This window comes from Actinomadura rugatobispora (assembly GCF_042656285.1).
Classification (GTDB): Bacteria; Actinomycetota; Actinomycetes; order Streptosporangiales; family Streptosporangiaceae; genus Spirillospora; species Spirillospora rugatobispora.
In genome coordinates this window covers 1-14,643 of the sequence record NZ_JBHSON010000163.1, presented here as the reverse complement: position 1 = coordinate 14,643, position 14,643 = coordinate 1, and the positions used below count along the sequence as shown (strand labels likewise).

The following is a 14,643-nucleotide window of genomic DNA, read 5'->3' as shown; positions in this document are numbered from 1 at the left end:
GATCCAGTAGGTCAGACGGACGATGGTAGAAGATCACCCGTTCTACTGGATCTCCGTTCCCACGTCTCCAAGATCCACCAAACCCCTGGACAACCAGCCCACAGGCCTAACTACCCGGCATTGCGGTTAGCCCGGGGGGCCGGTGGTGATGCCGGCCATGACCAGGGTGAAGAGGTGGTCGCGGCGGTCGGCCAGTGAGGGGGCCTGGTCGGCTAGCCAGCCGATGGCGCTGACCAGTGCGAGCAGGTCCACGCGGTCCACTTCCGGGCGGACGTGGCCGGACTTCTGCGCGCGTTCCAGCAGGTGCGCGACGGCCTCGCGCATGCCCTGGCACGAGGTGTAGAGCGGCGAGGTCTCGTCGTCGAGCGTGGCCATCATCGACGCGGCCAGGCCGCGGTAGGCGGTGCTCCCGGCGAGGAAGTCGCGCAGCCATTCGGCCAGCGCCTCCTCGGGCGGGCGGGTCTCGGCGAGCGTTCGGGCTTTCGCGGCCAGGTCGTCGAAGCCGCGGCCCAGCAGGGCCTCCAGCAGCGCGTCCCGGGTCGGGAAGTGCCGGTAGAGGGTGCCGAGGCCGACCCCGGCGTGCCTGGCGATCTCCCGTAGCGACGCCTGGGTGCCCTGCTCGGCGACCACGGTCCGGGCGGCGTCGAGGACGCGTTCGCGGTTGCGCCGGGCGTCGGCCCGCGGCGGGCGCGGCGGTACGGGGTCGGGCGTCATGGGACCCAGTATCCCTGAGTTGACAACCGGAGCACTGCTCCGCTTATTATCTGGAGCAGTGCTCCGGATATGGCCGGAGTCTGGCGAAGGGTGATGGCGACGATGAAGGCTGTGCAGGTGCACGAGTTCGGCGGGCCCGAGGTGCTGGTGTACGAGGACGTCCCGCGCCCGGTGCCGGGCCCCGGGGAGGTCCTGGTGCGCGTCCACGCGGCCGCGCTGAACCCGCCCGACTGGTACCGGCGCGTGGGTTACACCAACTTCCCGGAGGATGTGCGGCCGCCGGCGCCGCCGCTGCCGTTCATCCCGGGCTCGGACGTCTCGGGCACGGTCGTCGGGACGGGTCCAGGGGTCACCGCGTTCCGCGAGGGGGACGCCGTGTTCGGCCTCGTGCGCTTCCCCACGATCGACAACGCCGCCCGGGGGTACGCGGAGTACGTCACTTCGCCGGTGGAGCATCTGGCCCTCAAGCCGGAGACCGTCGACCACGTGCACGCCGCGGGTGTGCCCATGGCCGGGCTCACCGCCTACCAGTTCCTGTTCGACCACGTGCGGCTGGGCTGGGACAAAACGGTGCTCGTCAATGGCGCGGGCGGGGGCGTCGGCCACTTCCTCGTCCAGTTGGCCAAGACCAGGCGGGCGCACGTCATCGGCGTGGCCTCGGGGCGGCACGAGGCGTTCCTGCACAAGCTGGGCGTCGACCGGTTCATCGACTACACCACCACCTCGGCCGGGGAGACCGTCCGTGATGTTGACCACGTGTTCGACACCGTCGGCGGGCCCGACGGCCACCGGTTCCTGCCGGTGCTCAAGCGCGGCGGGACGCTCATGCCGGTCTTCTACGGCGACTACCACCAGGACCGCGCCGATGAGCTCGGCTTCACGTTCCTGTCGGGGCAGGTGCGCTCCGACGGGGCGCAGATGGCCGAGCTGGCCCGGCTGATCGACGACGGCCGGGTCCAGGTCGGGATCGACGCCGTCTACCCGCTCGCGGACGCGCCGGCGGCCCACGAGCGGGCCGAACGCGGGCACATCCAGGGCAAGATCGTTCTGCGGGTCGCCGAGGACTGACCCGGGGCGGGTTTACTGGTGTGAGGCCGGAAGCGGCCGCCCGGAGGGCACGGCGTCGGTCAGTCGACGGGAAGATGTCTGTATCTGTTAACCCTGTCGTGTAATGCTGGCCATAAAAGCCTGGTAACCAGCGCCGTTGCACCGGTGAGGAGCCTTACGTGGCCGTGAAGCATGTGGAGATCGAGCGCAAGTACGACGCCGCCGCCGATTTCGCCGTCCCCGAGCTGACCGTCCTGCCCGGGGTGGCGTCGGTCAGCGCGCCCGAGACGCACCACCTGCACGCCACGTACTTCGACACCGCCGACCTGCGGCTGGCCGCGCGCGGGATCACGCTGCGGCGGCGCCGCGGCGGGACGGACGCGGGCTGGCACCTGAAGATCCCGGCCGGTCCCGACAGCAAGAACGAGCTGCGCGCCCCGCTGGGCCGGGCGCATGTCGTCCCGGCCCGGCTGGCGGGGCTCGTCGCGGCGTACGCGCGCGGCGCCGAGCTGCGGCCGGTGGCCACGCTGGAGACCGACCGCACCGTGCTGCGGCTGCTGGACGACTCCGGCGAGGTGCTCGCCGAGGTGGCCGACGACGCGGTGACCGGACGGGTGCTGGACGAGGGGTCCGGCGACGCCTGGCGGGAGATCGAGGTGGAGCTCGCCGCCGGCGCCCGCGACCTGCTGAAGGCGGCGGGCAAGCGGCTGCGGAAGGCGGGGGCGCGCAAGGCGTCCTCGTCCTCCAAGCTGGGGCGGCTGCTGAACGGGCAGATCGCCCGTCCCACCGCCCAGGAGACCGGGCGGCAGGCCCTGGCCAGAATCGCCGCGCCCGCCCCGACCGCGGGCGACGCGGCGGTCGCCTACCTCGCGGCGCAGGTGGAGGCGCTGCTGGCGTACGACCCCAAGGTGCGGCTGGCCGAGTTCGACGCCGTGCACCGGATGCGGGTCGCGACCCGGCGGATGCGCAGCGTGCTGCAGAGCTACCGTCCCGTCCTCGACCGGGAGCGGACCGATCCGCTGCGCGAGGAGCTGAAGTGGCTGGCCGCGGTGCTCGGCGAGGTCCGTGACCTGGAGGTGCTGCGGATGCGCTTCACCGAACGGGTCGAGGGCCTGGAGGGCATCGGGGAGCCCGCGTGGCTGGAGGAGCTGGCCAAGCAGGAGCAGGCGGCGTACCGGCGGGTCAACACCGCGCTCAAGCTGCCCCGCTACTACGCGCTGCTGGACGCGCTGGAGGCGCTGGTGGCCGACCCTCCGCTGACCGCGCGGGCCGGGCGCGACGCCACCGCCGAGCTCCCCCGCCTGGTGGTGCGGGCGTGGAAGCGGCTCGCCGACGCCTACGACGGGGTCGCCGCGTCCGAGGACCCCGAGCTGACCCGGCACGAGGTCCGCAAGGACGCCAAGCGGGCCCGGTACGCGGCGGAGGCCGCGGTGGCGGTGCTGGGCGACCCGGCGAAGCAGACGGTGAAGAACGCCAAGCGCCTCCAGGAGGTGCTCGGCGGCTACCAGGACGGCGTGATCGCCAGCGAGCACCTGCGCGGGGCGGCGGAGCGCGCCCGCGACACCGCCGACGCGTTCACCCTCGGCGTCCTGTACGGCATCGAACGCTGCGAGGCCCAGGCCGCCCTCGACCGTCTCGAAGGCACCTGGGCCGACATCCCCGCCCCCGCCTTCTAGCGGCCCTCGCCGTAGGCGCCGTGGCGTTCCAGCGCGGAGATGGCCGGGGCGCCGTCGTCGCCGCCCGCCAGGTGCGCCACCCAGAACGAGCCCTTGCGCAGCGACGGCTCGTCGGGGACCTTCTCGCCGAGCGTGCGGCACAGCCCGGTGATCAGGTCGGCGACGATCTCGCCGTGCGTGCACACGATCACGGGGACGCCGTCGTCGGCCAGTTCCAGCAGCCGCTCGCAGGCCCGTTCGGTGTCGGTCTCGCCGATCGTGAACGCGGTGTCGGTGACGGCGGGGGCGCCGGTCCGCCGCGAGTACGGCAGCACCGTCTCCGTGCAGCGGGCGGTGGCCGAGGAGATCGGGCGGGCCGGGCCGTAGGCGGTCAGCAGCCCGGCCAGCCGCTGCGCCTCGGCGCGCCCGCGGGCGTCCAGCGGCCGCAGCTCGTCGGGTTCGTGCCAGCGGGTCTTCTCGCCGGCCGAGCCGTGCCGCAGGATCACCAGCGGCCAGGTGTGCGGGGGCCCGGCGGCGAACTCGCGCAGCAGGTCGACGTCGTGGGAGTAGGACAGCCGCGCCTCCGCCTCCCTGACGGGCAGCCACGCGATCCGGTCGACCTCGTCGTTCGGCACCGCGTGGCCGTCGGAGGCGCCGAGGCCGCGGGCCGTCCAGTAGTCGACCCGCTTGGTGCGGTCGTCCTTGGGATAGGTGCTGGAGGGCAGGCGGCGGCCCAGGCGTGGAACGATCCCGGTCTCCTCCTCGACCTCCCGGACGACGGCGCGCAGCACGTGCTCGCCGTTCTTGAGCTTGCCCTTCGGGAAGGACCAGTCGTCGTAGCGCGGCCGGTGGATCAGCGCCACCTCCGCCTCGCCGGGCTCCGGCCCGTCACGCCACAGGACGGCCCCGGCCGCGCGGATCAGGTCGTCCTGCGCGCCGGGGCGGTTCTCGCGACCGCGCCGCTCAGGCATCGACGGTCCTCCAGCGCCGGCTCCGGACGAGGTGGGTCTGGATGTCCAGCAGCGGCGCGTCGGTCATCGCGGAGCGGCGGGTCCAGGTGCCGTCGCCGTCCAGCCACCACGCGTCGGTGCCGTCGTCCATGGCGAGGGAGATCAGGTCGACCAGCTCGTGCCGGTGGCCGCGGTCGGTGACCTTGACCAGGGCCTCCACGCGGCGGTCCAGGTTGCGGTGCATGAGGTCGGCGCTGCCCAGCCACACCTCGGGGTCGCCGCCGTTCTCGAACGCGAACACCCGCGAGTGCTCCAGGAACCGGCCCAGGACGCTGCGCACCCGGATCGTCTCCGACAGCCCCTGGACGCCGGGGCGCAGCGCGCAGATCCCGCGCACCCAGACGTCCACCGGCACGCCCGCCTGCGCGGCCCGGTAGAGCGCGTCGATGACGACCTCGTCGACCACCGAGTTGCACTTGAACCGGACGTGCGCGGGGCGGCCGGCCTCGTGGTGCTCGATCTCCCGCTCGATCCGCTGCACCAGGCCGGGCCGCAGGCTCTGCGGGGCGACCAGCAGGCGCTTGTAGGAGTTCTGCCGGGAGTAGCCGGTGAGGTGGTTGAACAGGGCGCTGACGTCCTCGCCGACGGCCGGGTCGGCGGTGAGCAGGCCGAAGTCCTCGTAGAGCCGGGCGGTCTTGGGGTGGTAGTTGCCGGTGCCGATGTGGCAGTAGCGGCGCAGCGCGCCGTCGGCCTCCTGCCGGACGACCAGGGCGAGCTTGCAGTGCGTCTTCAGTCCGACGAACCCGTACACGACGTGGCAGCCGGCCTTCTCCAGCTTGCGCGCCCAGGCGATGTTGGCGCGCTCGTCGAAGCGGGCCTTGAGCTCGACGACCACCACGACCTGCTTGCCCGCGGCGGCGGCGCCGACCAGGGCGTCCACGATCGGGGAGTCGCCGCTGGTGCGGTAGAGGGTCTGCTTGATCGCCAGGACCCGGGGGTCGTCGGCGGCCTCCTCGATGAGCCGCTGCACGGTCGTGGTGAACGAGTCGTAGGGGTGGTGCACCAGGACGTCGCGCTCGCGGACGGCGGCGAAGAGGTCGGCGTCGGCCGGCAGCGCCTCCTTGGACGGCACGAACGGCGGGTACTTCAGCTCGGGCCGGTCGAGGTCGGCGATGGCCGACATCCCGGCCAGGTCGAGCGGGCCGTCCAGCCGGTAGATCTGCCGCTCGTCGATGGCCAGCTCGGTGGTGAGCAGGTCCAGGACGCCTTCGGAGATGGAGTCCTCCACCTCCAGCCGGACGACCGGGCCGAAGCGGCGGCGCAGCAGCTCGCGCTCCAGCGCCTGCAGCAGCCCCTCGCTGATGTCGTCGTCGATCTCCAGGTCCTGGTTGCGGGTGACGCGGAACGCGTGGTGCTCCACGATCTCCATGCCCACGAACAGCTGGCCGAGGTGCTGGGCGATGACGTCTTCGAGGGGGGTGAACCGGTTGGGCGAGGCCTCGATGAAGCGGGGCAGCACCGGCGGCACCTTGACGCGCGCGAACATGGTCGCGTCGTTCCCCGGGTCGCGGACGATCACCGCGAGGTTGAGGGAGAGCCCGGAGATGTAGGGGAAGGGGTGCGCGGAGTCGACGACCAGCGGGGTCAGCACCGGGTAGATGCGGTCGCGGAACAGCCGGCGCATCCGCTCCTGCTCGGTGTCGGCCAGGTCGTCCCAGCGCAGCAGCTCGATGCCCTCCTTGGCGAGCGCCGGGAGGAGGTCGTCGCGGAAGGTGGTGGCGTGCCGCAGCATCAGCTCGCGGGCGACGCCGGCGGTGCGCTCCAGCACCTCGCGGGGCTGCCGGCCGCTGGCGGACTGGACGGCCAGTCCGGTGGCCATGCGGCGGGTGAGGCCGGCGACCCGGACCATGAAGAACTCGTCGAGGTTGCTGGCGAAGATCGACAGGAAGCGGACCCGTTCGAGGAGCGGCAGCCGGGGGTCCTCGGCCAGTTCCAGGACGCGCTGGTTGAACCGAAGCCAGCTCTCCTCGCGGTCCAGGAACCGGTCGTCGGGCAGCGCTTCCGCACCGTGAGGGATTTGTCCTGGATTGACGCTCATACGGTAATAATCCCTGCTCAAGATGAACGGCAAACGAACGAAGGCGTCGCGGATGTCTCGGATCTGTCAGCCCCGAGTCAGACAGGCGGATGATGCCCGCGGTTCCCGCTGATCACTCGAACGACCGGGCCCGGGGCCGTGCTCCGGGACGCGATCGGGCCGCGAGTGCGGTCCGTGATCGGCGGGACGCGGGAATCCTCCGCCCGGCCGCCCCGGCCGGGCCGATGGTCCATCCCCCATATGCCCCCATGTCTCCAGATTACGTGCCAGGGATCGCACCAACCCGATGAACGACCATGCCGCACGGGGGTACAACGTTTGACGTGACCCCTACCGAGATATCGCGGTCGTCCACACTCGCCCCGATTTCGCCCTCTCCGTGGCTGCCACTCGGGCGCACCTGGCCGAGATGCGGCGCGGAGGACGGATGCACGGAACGGGCCTGCATTCCCTATCCCGCCTGCCTGGCCCACCTCACCCCGGACGAGCTGGAGCGCATGCTCGCCGGGCTCAACCCCGGGGCCGACATCGACCTGCGCGGGTCGACCGTCCCGGAGCGTGTCTTCGCCGCCCTGCTGAAGGCGGTGACAGGCCCCGACAAGCATCCGCACCTCGGACGCAGCCGCTTCGACGGGGCCGTGCTCCCCGCGGGAGCCTCACTGAGCGGGGTGTGCTTCGAGGGGGACTGCTCGTTCGACGGTGCGCGCTTCGACGGCGGGGTCTCGTTCTATGACGCGAGGTTCCTGGGGCACGTGTCGTTCCGTGGGGCGCGCTTCGCGGGCAACGCCTCGTTCCACGGGGCGCGCTTCCAGCGGCACGGGTCGTTCGACGAGGCCGTGTTCGCCTGCGACGCGCTCTTCGGGGAGACGGTGTGGCGGGCGGACGCCTCGTTCAGCCGCACGGTCTTCGTGGGAGCGGTGGCCTTCGACCGCGCGCACTTCGGCCGGGACGCGGTGCTGGAGGCGGCGCAGTTCGGCGGGGCGGCCTCGTTCAGGCGCGTCCGGGTGGCCAGGCACGCGCGCCTCGACCGGACCAGGTTCCGCCAGGACGTCTGGATGGGGCCGCTGGCCACGCGCGGACGGCTGTCCCTGACCTACGCCAAGGCCCACCGCGGGCTGCGCGTGGACGCGGTGGCACGGCAGGTCGACGCCAACCACGTCGTGGCGCACGGACCCGCCGAGTTCAGGCTGCGTCACGCGGACCTCGACCTTGAGGACGCGTACTTCCACGCGGGAGTGACCGTACGGTCCCTCTCCCGTCGGTTCCAGTGCCTGACCGAGGACGACTTCGACGGGCGGCACGGCCCCGTGCGCCTGCTCTCGGCACGCGGGCTGTCCGCGCCCAAGCTGGAACTGGCGGACGTAGACCTGAGCCGGTGCAAGCTCCTCGGCCTGGAACACCCGGAGGGGCTGCGCATCACGGGCGACTGCACGTTCGCGACGCTGCCCGCCCGCCGCCGCGTCCGGGGACTCCGTGGCCGCCAGAGCCCCCGCGACCGCCAGGGGTGCGCCGTGCTGGTGGAGGAGCTGGCGGGCTCGTACGGCGGCCTCGCCGTCCTCTACCGGCACCTGGCCGCCGCCGCGGCGGAGGCCGACCCGGACCTGGCCCGCGACCTGCGCTACCGCTCCTTCGAGGTCCGCCGCCGCGCCGATCCGCGGACCGTGCGGCGGTGGCTGCTGCACCTGTCCTGGCTGATGTGCGGGTACGGCCTGCGGACGGGACGGCTGACGACCTGCATGGCGGTCCTGGTGGTGCTGCTGGCGAGCGGCGCCGCGTACGCTGCGCGTCCATGACCGACAAGATCGGCACGAACGGGTTGTTCGTCTACGGCACGCTGCGCTTCCCCGAGATCCTGGAGATCCTCCTCGGCCGCGTGCCCCGGCTCGCCCCGGCGGCCGTCGCCGGATGGCGGGTGCGGGCGCTGCCCGGCGTCACCTACCCCGGGCTGGTGGCCGATCCGGACGCCACCGCCGAGGGCGTGCTGATCAGCGGGCTGACGGAGGCCGAGCAGGGGCTGCTGGACGACTTCGAGGACGAGTCGTACGAGCCGGCCCTGCTGCCGCTGGCGGACGGCTCGGGCCGGGCGCGCGCCTACGTCTGGCGCGGGCCCACCGAACCGTACGACTGGGATCCCGGCCACTTCGCCGAGCACGCGCTGGCCGACTTCGCGAAGGGCTGCCGCAGCTGGCTCGGCGGGCGGCTCTGACCCGCACCTCACCTTCATCTTCACGGTTTGCTTATATAAGCCACGACAACAATAATGAGGTCATGCACGCCTTCGACGTTCTCGGGGATCCGGTCCGGCGCCGGATCCTGGAGCTGCTCGCGGACGGCGAGCGCGCCGCCGGCGAGATCAGCGCCGTGGTGCAGGAGGAGTTCGGCATCAGCCAGCCGGGCGTGTCCCAGCACCTGCGGGTGCTGCGCGAGAACGGGTTCACGACCGTCCGCGCGGCCGGCACCCGCCGGCTCTACTCGGTGGACCCCGCCCCGCTCCAGGAGATCGACCGGTGGCTCGACCGCTACCGGCGGTTCTGGACGCAGCGGCTGGACGCGCTGGGCACCGAGATCGCGCGCGGCAAACGAGAGCGTCGGCACACGAGTCCCGGGGAGGACACGGAGACATGACCGACATCGATGACGCGATCAAGCCGACCCACCGCGAGATCGGCGAGCGGAAGATCGAAGGCTACGACGCCACCGGCACCGTCGTGCTGCGCCGCGCCTACGACACCACCGCCGAGGACCTCTGGGACGCCGTCACCGACCCGGCCCGGCTGGCCCGCTGGTTCCTGCCCGTCAGCGGCGACCTGCGCCCCGGCGGCACGTATCAGATCGAGGGCAACGCCGGCGGCGAGATCCTGGAGTGCGCTCCGCCGCGCCTGCTGCGGGTGTCCTGGGTGTACGGCGACCTGAACAGCCACGTGGAGGTGCGGATCTCCGCCGAGGGCGGGCAGGCCGTTCTGGAACTGGAGCACGGCGGCGTCCCCGAGGGCTTTTTCGAGGGCATCGGCGGCGGCTGGGATCCCGCGGTCTGGGCCCTTGACCAGCACCTTCGCGGACTTCTGCCGGAGGATCTCGCCGACCGGATGAAGGCCGGAGAAGTGCCCCCGGTGCTGCAGGAAATCTTCGCCAGGACCGCCGAGGAGTGGCACGCGGTCGCCGTCGCGGCCGGCAAGGAGGGGTTGAAGGGACCGGGCGCGGACACCGATTCCTGATCTCCCCGGGATCGCCCCGGGATCGTCCCGGGGGCCGCCTTCCGAGGGGCCGCCGGCCATTCGATCGATATCCGCGGATGAATTGTCAGACCCTTGGGGAATCATTCGTGGTATGAGCAGAGACTCCCATTCGGGGTTGCAGTGCCCGCACTGCCGCACGCATCTCGCGCTCGTCGCCGCGCCCGACTCCGCACCCGACCCGAAGACCGCACCCGCCCGGCCGGCCGCGGCGGTGGATCAGCCCTTCCTCGTCCGCGAGGAATGGTCGCCGCCGCCGGTCGGCGAGGTGCTCGCCCAATACGCCCATCTGACCAAGGACACCGCCACCGCGCTGCGCGGCGCCGCCCGCGTGCGCGACAGCCTCAACCGGGCCCGCCAGGCCGCGGCCAGAAAGCGCACGGAACAGCGCGCGGCCCGCAGCGCATGACCGCATGACCGTCCGGGCGCGCGACGCCCGACCGGCCGCCGGGCATCCGGGCGACCCGGCGTTTCGCCGTTCCCGCGCTCCGGCGTTCCGGCACTGTGACGGCGGCCTTACGGAAAGGGGTTGAGGGCTTTTCGGCCGATCGTCAGAGAACGGCCGATCGCCAGGGAAGGGTGGGCGACCACCGCGTCCCGCGGCGCTCGATCAGCATCCGCGCCCGCCGGGACACGCTCGGCGGAAGCAGCGCTTCCATCGCATATCTCCAACCCCGCGGGTAACACCTGGCCGCCAGCATTACCTCACCGCCGGGTCAGCCAATCCAGACCATCGAGCCCGGCTCGATCCCCCGAACGCGGGCCATAGCGGGGCAGACCCTTGACCCGTCCGGATTTCAGGCGCGGACGGGCGCGGTCTCGCTCCCGGAATCCCGCCCGGCACCGGATTCACCCCCGGCCCCGGCCACGGATTCACCCCCGGCCGCGGAATCGTCCTCGGCCGCGGAATCTTGCTCCGCATCGGGCGCGGACCCCGGAATGCCGTTCCAGTCCAGGCACACCACGACCGCGTCGTCCACCTGCTCGGCGCCCTGGTGGTAGGCCAGGAAGTGGCGGATGAAGGTGCGGACCGCCTCGGACGGGTTCTGCAGGCGGGTCTCGCGGAGGGCCTGCAGCAGGGCCAGCGTCCCGTACAGTTCCCCGGCGGGCGACTTGGCCGAGTGCACGCCGTCGCTGACGACGACCAGCCGGTCACCCGGCTCGATCATGAACTCCTCGGTCGTGTAGTGCGCGTCGCCGAACATGCCGAGCGGCAGCTGGGCCTCGAAGTCGAGGATCTCGGTGGTGCTTCCGCGCATCCGGTAGACCCGCGGGGAGCCCGCGTCGATCGCCAGCACCCGGCCGGTCGCCGGCTCGAAGTCCAGCAGCAGCGTGGCCAGGTGCCGGGTGCCGCGGTGGTGCGCGTACAGGGTCTGGTCGGCCAGCGCGGCCTGCTCGGCGATGTCGGCGCCGGAGCGGCGGGCGTTGCGCAGCGCGCTGATCGCCAGATGGGTGAGCGCGGCGGCCTCGGTCCCGGTGCCCGTGCCGTTGCTGACGGTCAGGGTCAGCCGGTCCTCCGACACCGACCAGTCGAAGTTGTCGCCCCAGACGGCGTAGGCCGGTTCGAGCTGCCCGGCCAGGTGGAACGTGCCGGTGTCGCAGGCCCGGCCGGGCAGCAGGTCCCACTGCATCTCGGCGGCGAGGGTGAGCCGGGTGCGGCGGCGGATCCGGCGGTAGAGATCGGTGTTGGCGTCGGCGATCTTCAGCGCGCGGGCCAGGACGACCGCGGCGGACTCCATCCGCTCCTCCCAGGGCGGCCCCTCGCCGTTCGCCTCCCTCAGGTCCTCGTCCGCCTTGGCGGACGGGCGCACGCTGAGGACGCCGAGCCGGTCGCCGTGCACCGACAGCGGCAGGTGCAGGACCGGCTCCCCGTCGCGCTCGCCGCGGACCACCCGCTGCGCCGCGAAGGCATGGCCCTCGGGGGTGTTGTCCACCCGGACGGGGTCGCCGCCCGACACCGTGGGGACCAGGTACGCCTGGCGGTAGTCGGCCAGCAGGATCTCCACACCGGCGGCGTCCGCGTGCTCCTCGAACGCCGCCCTGGCCCTGCCGATCAGCTCGTACGGCAGGGCGTCCCACAGGGCCTGTTCGAGATCTCGCGACTGGGCGGAACGCATCGTGTCCTCATCTGCATGTATCGCCCGCCCGGGCGTTCCCGGGCGGATCACTAGGTGGGGGACTCGGTGGGGGAAAGGTGCCGCGACGGACGCGGTATGTAACAGTGGAGGGCATGGTCGACACGCCGGGTCAGGGAGCCGCCGAGTCGGCCGCCGCGCTGGACGAGGCGGCCGGCACCCTGATGAGCGTATGGGCTCGCGCCCATAACGGCCCCGACGTGCCGGTCCCCGCGACCCAGCTGCGCGCGCTGTTCGTGCTCGAACGGGGTCCGGTCAACATCAGCAGCCTGGCGACCGAGCTGGGCGCGCTGGTCTCCTCGGCCAGCAGGCTCTGCGACCGGCTGGAGGCCGGGGGGCTCCTCCTGCGCGACCCGGGCCGCGACCGCCGCGAGGTGACGGTCCGGCTGACCACGGAGGGCCAGGCCCTGCTCGACCGGCTCCGGGTACGGCGCCGCGAAGAGCTCGCACGGGTGCTGGCGACGATGTCGTCCCCCGCCCGCGCAGCCCTGCTCTGGGGGCTCGCCCAGTTCCACGAGTCGGCCACTGCTTCCTCGGACGGCAAGGATACGTCCTCGTTCTCCATGCCCGCCTGACCGTCCCGCTGCACCAGGTGCCCGCGGCCAGGGCCTCGATGTGGCCTCGGCCACCGCGCGAGCGCGTTACCTGGGCGGTGGTGCGATGCCGGAGGCGAGCGTCACCGGCCAGATCGCGAAGCGATGCCGCGCTCGCACAGGCCCGGTGAGGAGCGAGCCGCCAGGCGAGCGCCGTAGGCCGGGACTTGGAAACACAGGATTCCCCTCCCGGACTTCCCAGCCCGTCGCCGCGCCTTTCGGGCGTGATGCCTCCGCCGCCGGCCATCGCATCACCCTCCCGACGATAGTTGTCATGCGGCAAATGTAGCGTGTGCCCCCGGTTCGTCGCGCCCGGCCACCCGGAAAGGCCGTACGGGTAGGCCCTGCGGGCGCGGACCGCGCCGGCGGCCGCCCCGCGGCGCCGCGACCGGCGCACACTCGCCCGCCGACCCGCCCGCCGGCCGGCTCCCGGATGGTGCACCTTTTTCCCGTTGTCGCTTTTGCCCGGCACCGTGGAATTGCCGATGAAATCCGGTGACGCGGGCAATGCCGGTACCCGGCGAATGCACCACGGCAAAGAAATCAGTTCGTTCACCGGAGTTCTGGACGCGCCCCCGCCGCCCGGCGCTAGCATCCCGGCGAACGGTCACCGCCAATCGCATTCCACGGGGGAACGGAATGCGCGACATGCCACGGGGGGCATTTCTGATGCATCGTGCACGCGCCGCGCGCGCCGTGGTCGCGGTCGCCGCCGCGGCCGCCACGGCGCTCCCGGCCGCCGCCTGCACGGGCTCGGCCCCGTCCGCCACGTCCGCCGGCAGGGAGCGGTCCGGGGAGCCGCCGGTCGGGATCCCCGCCGAGCTGCCCGAGTCCACCACCCACACCACCGTCCACGGCGCGCCCAGGGACCGGGCCGCGCACGCGGCGGCCGCCACCGACGGGCTCGTCGTCCGGGCGACCACGGACAGGACCGTCCTGGACGCCCCGGGGGGCCGTCCCATCGCGACCCTGCCCGCCCGCCAGCTCGGCGGCCCCACCTGGGTCCCGGTGGTGAGCCGCTCCGGCGCCTGGCTCCAGGTGCTGCTGCCGAGCCGCCCCAACCAGGCCACCGGATGGATCTCGACCGCCGAGGGCGGCCTCCGCACCGCCCGCACCCCGTACCTGGTCCGGGTGGACGTGCCGCGCCGCCGGCTGTCGCTGCTCCGGTCCGGCCGGACGGTCGGCCGCTGGCGCGTCGCGGTCGGCGCGCCCGCCACCCCGACCCCGATCGGCCGCACGTTCCTGCTGGCCCTGCTGCGGCCGTCCCAGCGCACCCCGAGCCCGCTGCTCATGCCGCTGGGCGCGCATTCGGCGACCCTCGACACCTACGGCGGCGGCCCCGGCACGGTCGCCCTGCACGGCTGGCCCGACCGGACGGTCTTCGGCCGGGCCGTCACCCACGGTTGCGTGCGCGTGCCGAAGGACGCGCTGCGCGCGCTGTCGAAGGTCCCGCTCGGAACCTTGGTGATCATCACTGGCTGACCGGCGGGCCCGACCCGCCGGAGCCTCCCAACCGCGAAAGAGAGACACCGTCATGCGCTCCACGAAGTTCCTGCCGGCCGTCGCGCTGCTCGCCACCGCGACCGCCACGGCCACCGCCGTCACCGGCCTGGCCGCCGTCCCGTCCAGACCTCCCGTCCCGGCCCAACCGGAGGGCGCCGCCTACGGGGTGGCCGCCACCGGCCCGGTCAGGCTGCCGGCGACGCCCGCCGTGGTCTCCCGCGGCGCGGAGGTCCGCAAGAGCCTGGCGCATGAGAACCGCACCAAGCTGTTCAGCGCCACCGCGATGGACACCAGGGCCGCCTCCCGGCACGCCCGGTCGACGGTCAAGGACCTCAAGGTGCCCGGCGCCGCGCTGTCGGCCGACGCGGTCTCCGCCCGGTGCCGCGGCGGACGCGGCTCGGCCCGGCTCGCCAACACGGTCATCGACGGCAAGAAGATGGGCGTCAGGCCGCGCGCCAACAGCGTCGTCCCGGTGAAGATCCCCGGCGTCGGCACGGCGCAGGTGACGCTGAACAAGCAGCAGCGGCTCCGGGACGGGCGGCTGGCGGTCACCGCCGTGGAGGCCAAGGTGCCGATGGGCAGGCGCGGCACCGAGACGATCAGGACCGGCGCCGTGACCTGCGGCCGCGCGACCCACAAGCACGGCGGCCCCACCTCGCCCAACTCTCCCGGGGCCCCGGCCGGGCCCGGCACGCCCGCGAAGCCGGTGGCCCCG

General features: G+C 73.0%; 14 protein-coding genes. 10 read left to right on the top strand and 4 right to left on the bottom strand.

The features are described 5' to 3' along the window. Positions 1-126: 126 nt before the first annotated feature. Complete coding sequence (locus tag ACFPZN_RS53945; RefSeq protein ID WP_378292813.1) at positions 127-714, bottom strand: TetR/AcrR family transcriptional regulator; 588 nt, start codon at positions 712-714, stop codon at positions 127-129. Between the two features lie 102 nt (positions 715-816). Between ACFPZN_RS53945 and ACFPZN_RS53940 the strand changes: the two genes are divergently transcribed. Further along, positions 817-1,782, top strand: coding sequence for an NADP-dependent oxidoreductase (locus tag ACFPZN_RS53940; protein WP_378292811.1), 966 nt, complete (start codon positions 817-819; stop codon positions 1,780-1,782). A 158-nt stretch (positions 1,783-1,940) separates the two neighbouring features. After that, the gene (locus ACFPZN_RS53935) at positions 1,941-3,437 is read left to right on the top strand and encodes a CYTH and CHAD domain-containing protein (RefSeq protein WP_378292809.1); all 1,497 of its coding nucleotides are present in this window, start codon (positions 1,941-1,943) and stop codon (positions 3,435-3,437) included. Here the strand turns inward: ACFPZN_RS53935 and ACFPZN_RS53930 are convergent. Both ACFPZN_RS53930 and ACFPZN_RS53925 read right to left on the bottom strand, forming a co-directional pair. Beyond that, complete coding sequence (locus ACFPZN_RS53930; RefSeq protein WP_378292807.1) at positions 3,434-4,387, bottom strand: NUDIX hydrolase; 954 nt, start codon at positions 4,385-4,387, stop codon at positions 3,434-3,436. The genes ACFPZN_RS53935 and ACFPZN_RS53930 overlap by 4 nt on opposite strands. Next, entirely contained in the window at positions 4,380-6,464 is a 2,085-nt protein-coding gene (locus ACFPZN_RS53925) for an RNA degradosome polyphosphate kinase (protein ID WP_378292805.1), read from the bottom strand. The genes ACFPZN_RS53930 and ACFPZN_RS53925 overlap by 8 nt, the downstream gene beginning before the upstream one ends. 323 nt (positions 6,465-6,787) lie before the next feature. Between ACFPZN_RS53925 and ACFPZN_RS53920 the strand changes: the two genes are divergently transcribed. From ACFPZN_RS53920 to ACFPZN_RS53900, 5 genes are all read left to right on the top strand, one after another. Next, positions 6,788-8,257, top strand: coding sequence for a pentapeptide repeat-containing protein (locus ACFPZN_RS53920; protein ID WP_378292803.1), 1,470 nt, complete (start codon positions 6,788-6,790; stop codon positions 8,255-8,257). Next, positions 8,254-8,670 (top strand): gamma-glutamylcyclotransferase family protein, encoded by a 417-nt coding sequence (locus ACFPZN_RS53915; protein ID WP_378292801.1) that lies wholly within the window; start codon positions 8,254-8,256, stop codon positions 8,668-8,670. The genes ACFPZN_RS53920 and ACFPZN_RS53915 overlap by 4 nt, the downstream gene beginning before the upstream one ends. A 62-nt stretch (positions 8,671-8,732) precedes the next feature. Next, a complete protein-coding gene (locus ACFPZN_RS53910) occupies positions 8,733-9,089 on the top strand; it encodes an ArsR/SmtB family transcription factor (protein ID WP_378292800.1) in 357 nt (118 codons plus the stop codon). Further along, positions 9,086-9,679, top strand: coding sequence for an SRPBCC family protein (locus ACFPZN_RS53905; protein ID WP_378292798.1), 594 nt, complete (start codon positions 9,086-9,088; stop codon positions 9,677-9,679). The genes ACFPZN_RS53910 and ACFPZN_RS53905 overlap by 4 nt, the downstream gene beginning before the upstream one ends. 112 nt (positions 9,680-9,791) lie before the next feature. After that, a complete protein-coding gene (locus ACFPZN_RS53900; RefSeq protein ID WP_378292796.1) occupies positions 9,792-10,106 on the top strand; it encodes a hypothetical protein in 315 nt (104 codons plus the stop codon). A gap of 388 nt (positions 10,107-10,494) precedes the next feature. Here ACFPZN_RS53900 and ACFPZN_RS53895 read toward each other — a convergent pair whose 3' ends face one another. Beyond that, a complete protein-coding gene (locus ACFPZN_RS53895) occupies positions 10,495-11,814 on the bottom strand; it encodes a PP2C family protein-serine/threonine phosphatase (RefSeq protein WP_378292794.1) in 1,320 nt (439 codons plus the stop codon). A 113-nt stretch (positions 11,815-11,927) separates the two neighbouring features. On the opposite strand from ACFPZN_RS53895, the gene ACFPZN_RS53890 reads away from it, so the two are divergent. From ACFPZN_RS53890 to ACFPZN_RS53880, 3 genes are all read left to right on the top strand, one after another. Beyond that, entirely contained in the window at positions 11,928-12,407 is a 480-nt protein-coding gene (locus ACFPZN_RS53890; protein ID WP_378292792.1) for a MarR family transcriptional regulator, read from the top strand. Between the two features lie 687 nt (positions 12,408-13,094). Next, positions 13,095-13,907: a L,D-transpeptidase gene (locus ACFPZN_RS53885; RefSeq protein WP_378292790.1), complete on the top strand. Its 813-nt coding sequence runs from the start codon at positions 13,095-13,097 to the stop codon at positions 13,905-13,907. A 52-nt stretch (positions 13,908-13,959) separates the two neighbouring features. Further along, positions 13,960-14,643, top strand: a 684-nt coding sequence (locus ACFPZN_RS53880; protein WP_378292788.1) for a choice-of-anchor P family protein, incomplete at its 3' end; no start/stop codon positions are given.

Excerpts from the sequence above, each read along its gene's own strand:
- ACFPZN_RS53915 (WP_378292801.1), top strand. The coding sequence starts at position 8,254 with ATGACCGACAAGATCGGCACGAACGGGTTGTTCGTCTACGGCACGCTG.
- ACFPZN_RS53930 (WP_378292807.1), bottom strand. The coding sequence starts at position 4,387 with ATGCCTGAGCGGCGCGGTCGCGAGAACCGCCCCGGCGCGCAGGACGAC.
- ACFPZN_RS53910 (WP_378292800.1), top strand. The coding sequence starts at position 8,733 with ATGCACGCCTTCGACGTTCTCGGGGATCCGGTCCGGCGCCGGATCCTG.
- ACFPZN_RS53885 (WP_378292790.1), top strand. The coding sequence starts at position 13,095 with ATGCATCGTGCACGCGCCGCGCGCGCCGTGGTCGCGGTCGCCGCCGCG.
- ACFPZN_RS53905 (WP_378292798.1), top strand. The coding sequence starts at position 9,086 with ATGACCGACATCGATGACGCGATCAAGCCGACCCACCGCGAGATCGGC.
- ACFPZN_RS53925 (WP_378292805.1), bottom strand. The coding sequence starts at position 6,464 with ATGAGCGTCAATCCAGGACAAATCCCTCACGGTGCGGAAGCGCTGCCC.
- ACFPZN_RS53895 (WP_378292794.1), bottom strand. The coding sequence starts at position 11,814 with ATGCGTTCCGCCCAGTCGCGAGATCTCGAACAGGCCCTGTGGGACGCC.
- ACFPZN_RS53900 (WP_378292796.1), top strand. The coding sequence starts at position 9,792 with ATGAGCAGAGACTCCCATTCGGGGTTGCAGTGCCCGCACTGCCGCACG.
- ACFPZN_RS53940 (WP_378292811.1), top strand. The coding sequence starts at position 817 with ATGAAGGCTGTGCAGGTGCACGAGTTCGGCGGGCCCGAGGTGCTGGTG.
- ACFPZN_RS53890 (WP_378292792.1), top strand. The coding sequence starts at position 11,928 with ATGGTCGACACGCCGGGTCAGGGAGCCGCCGAGTCGGCCGCCGCGCTG.
- ACFPZN_RS53945 (WP_378292813.1), bottom strand. The coding sequence starts at position 714 with ATGACGCCCGACCCCGTACCGCCGCGCCCGCCGCGGGCCGACGCCCGG.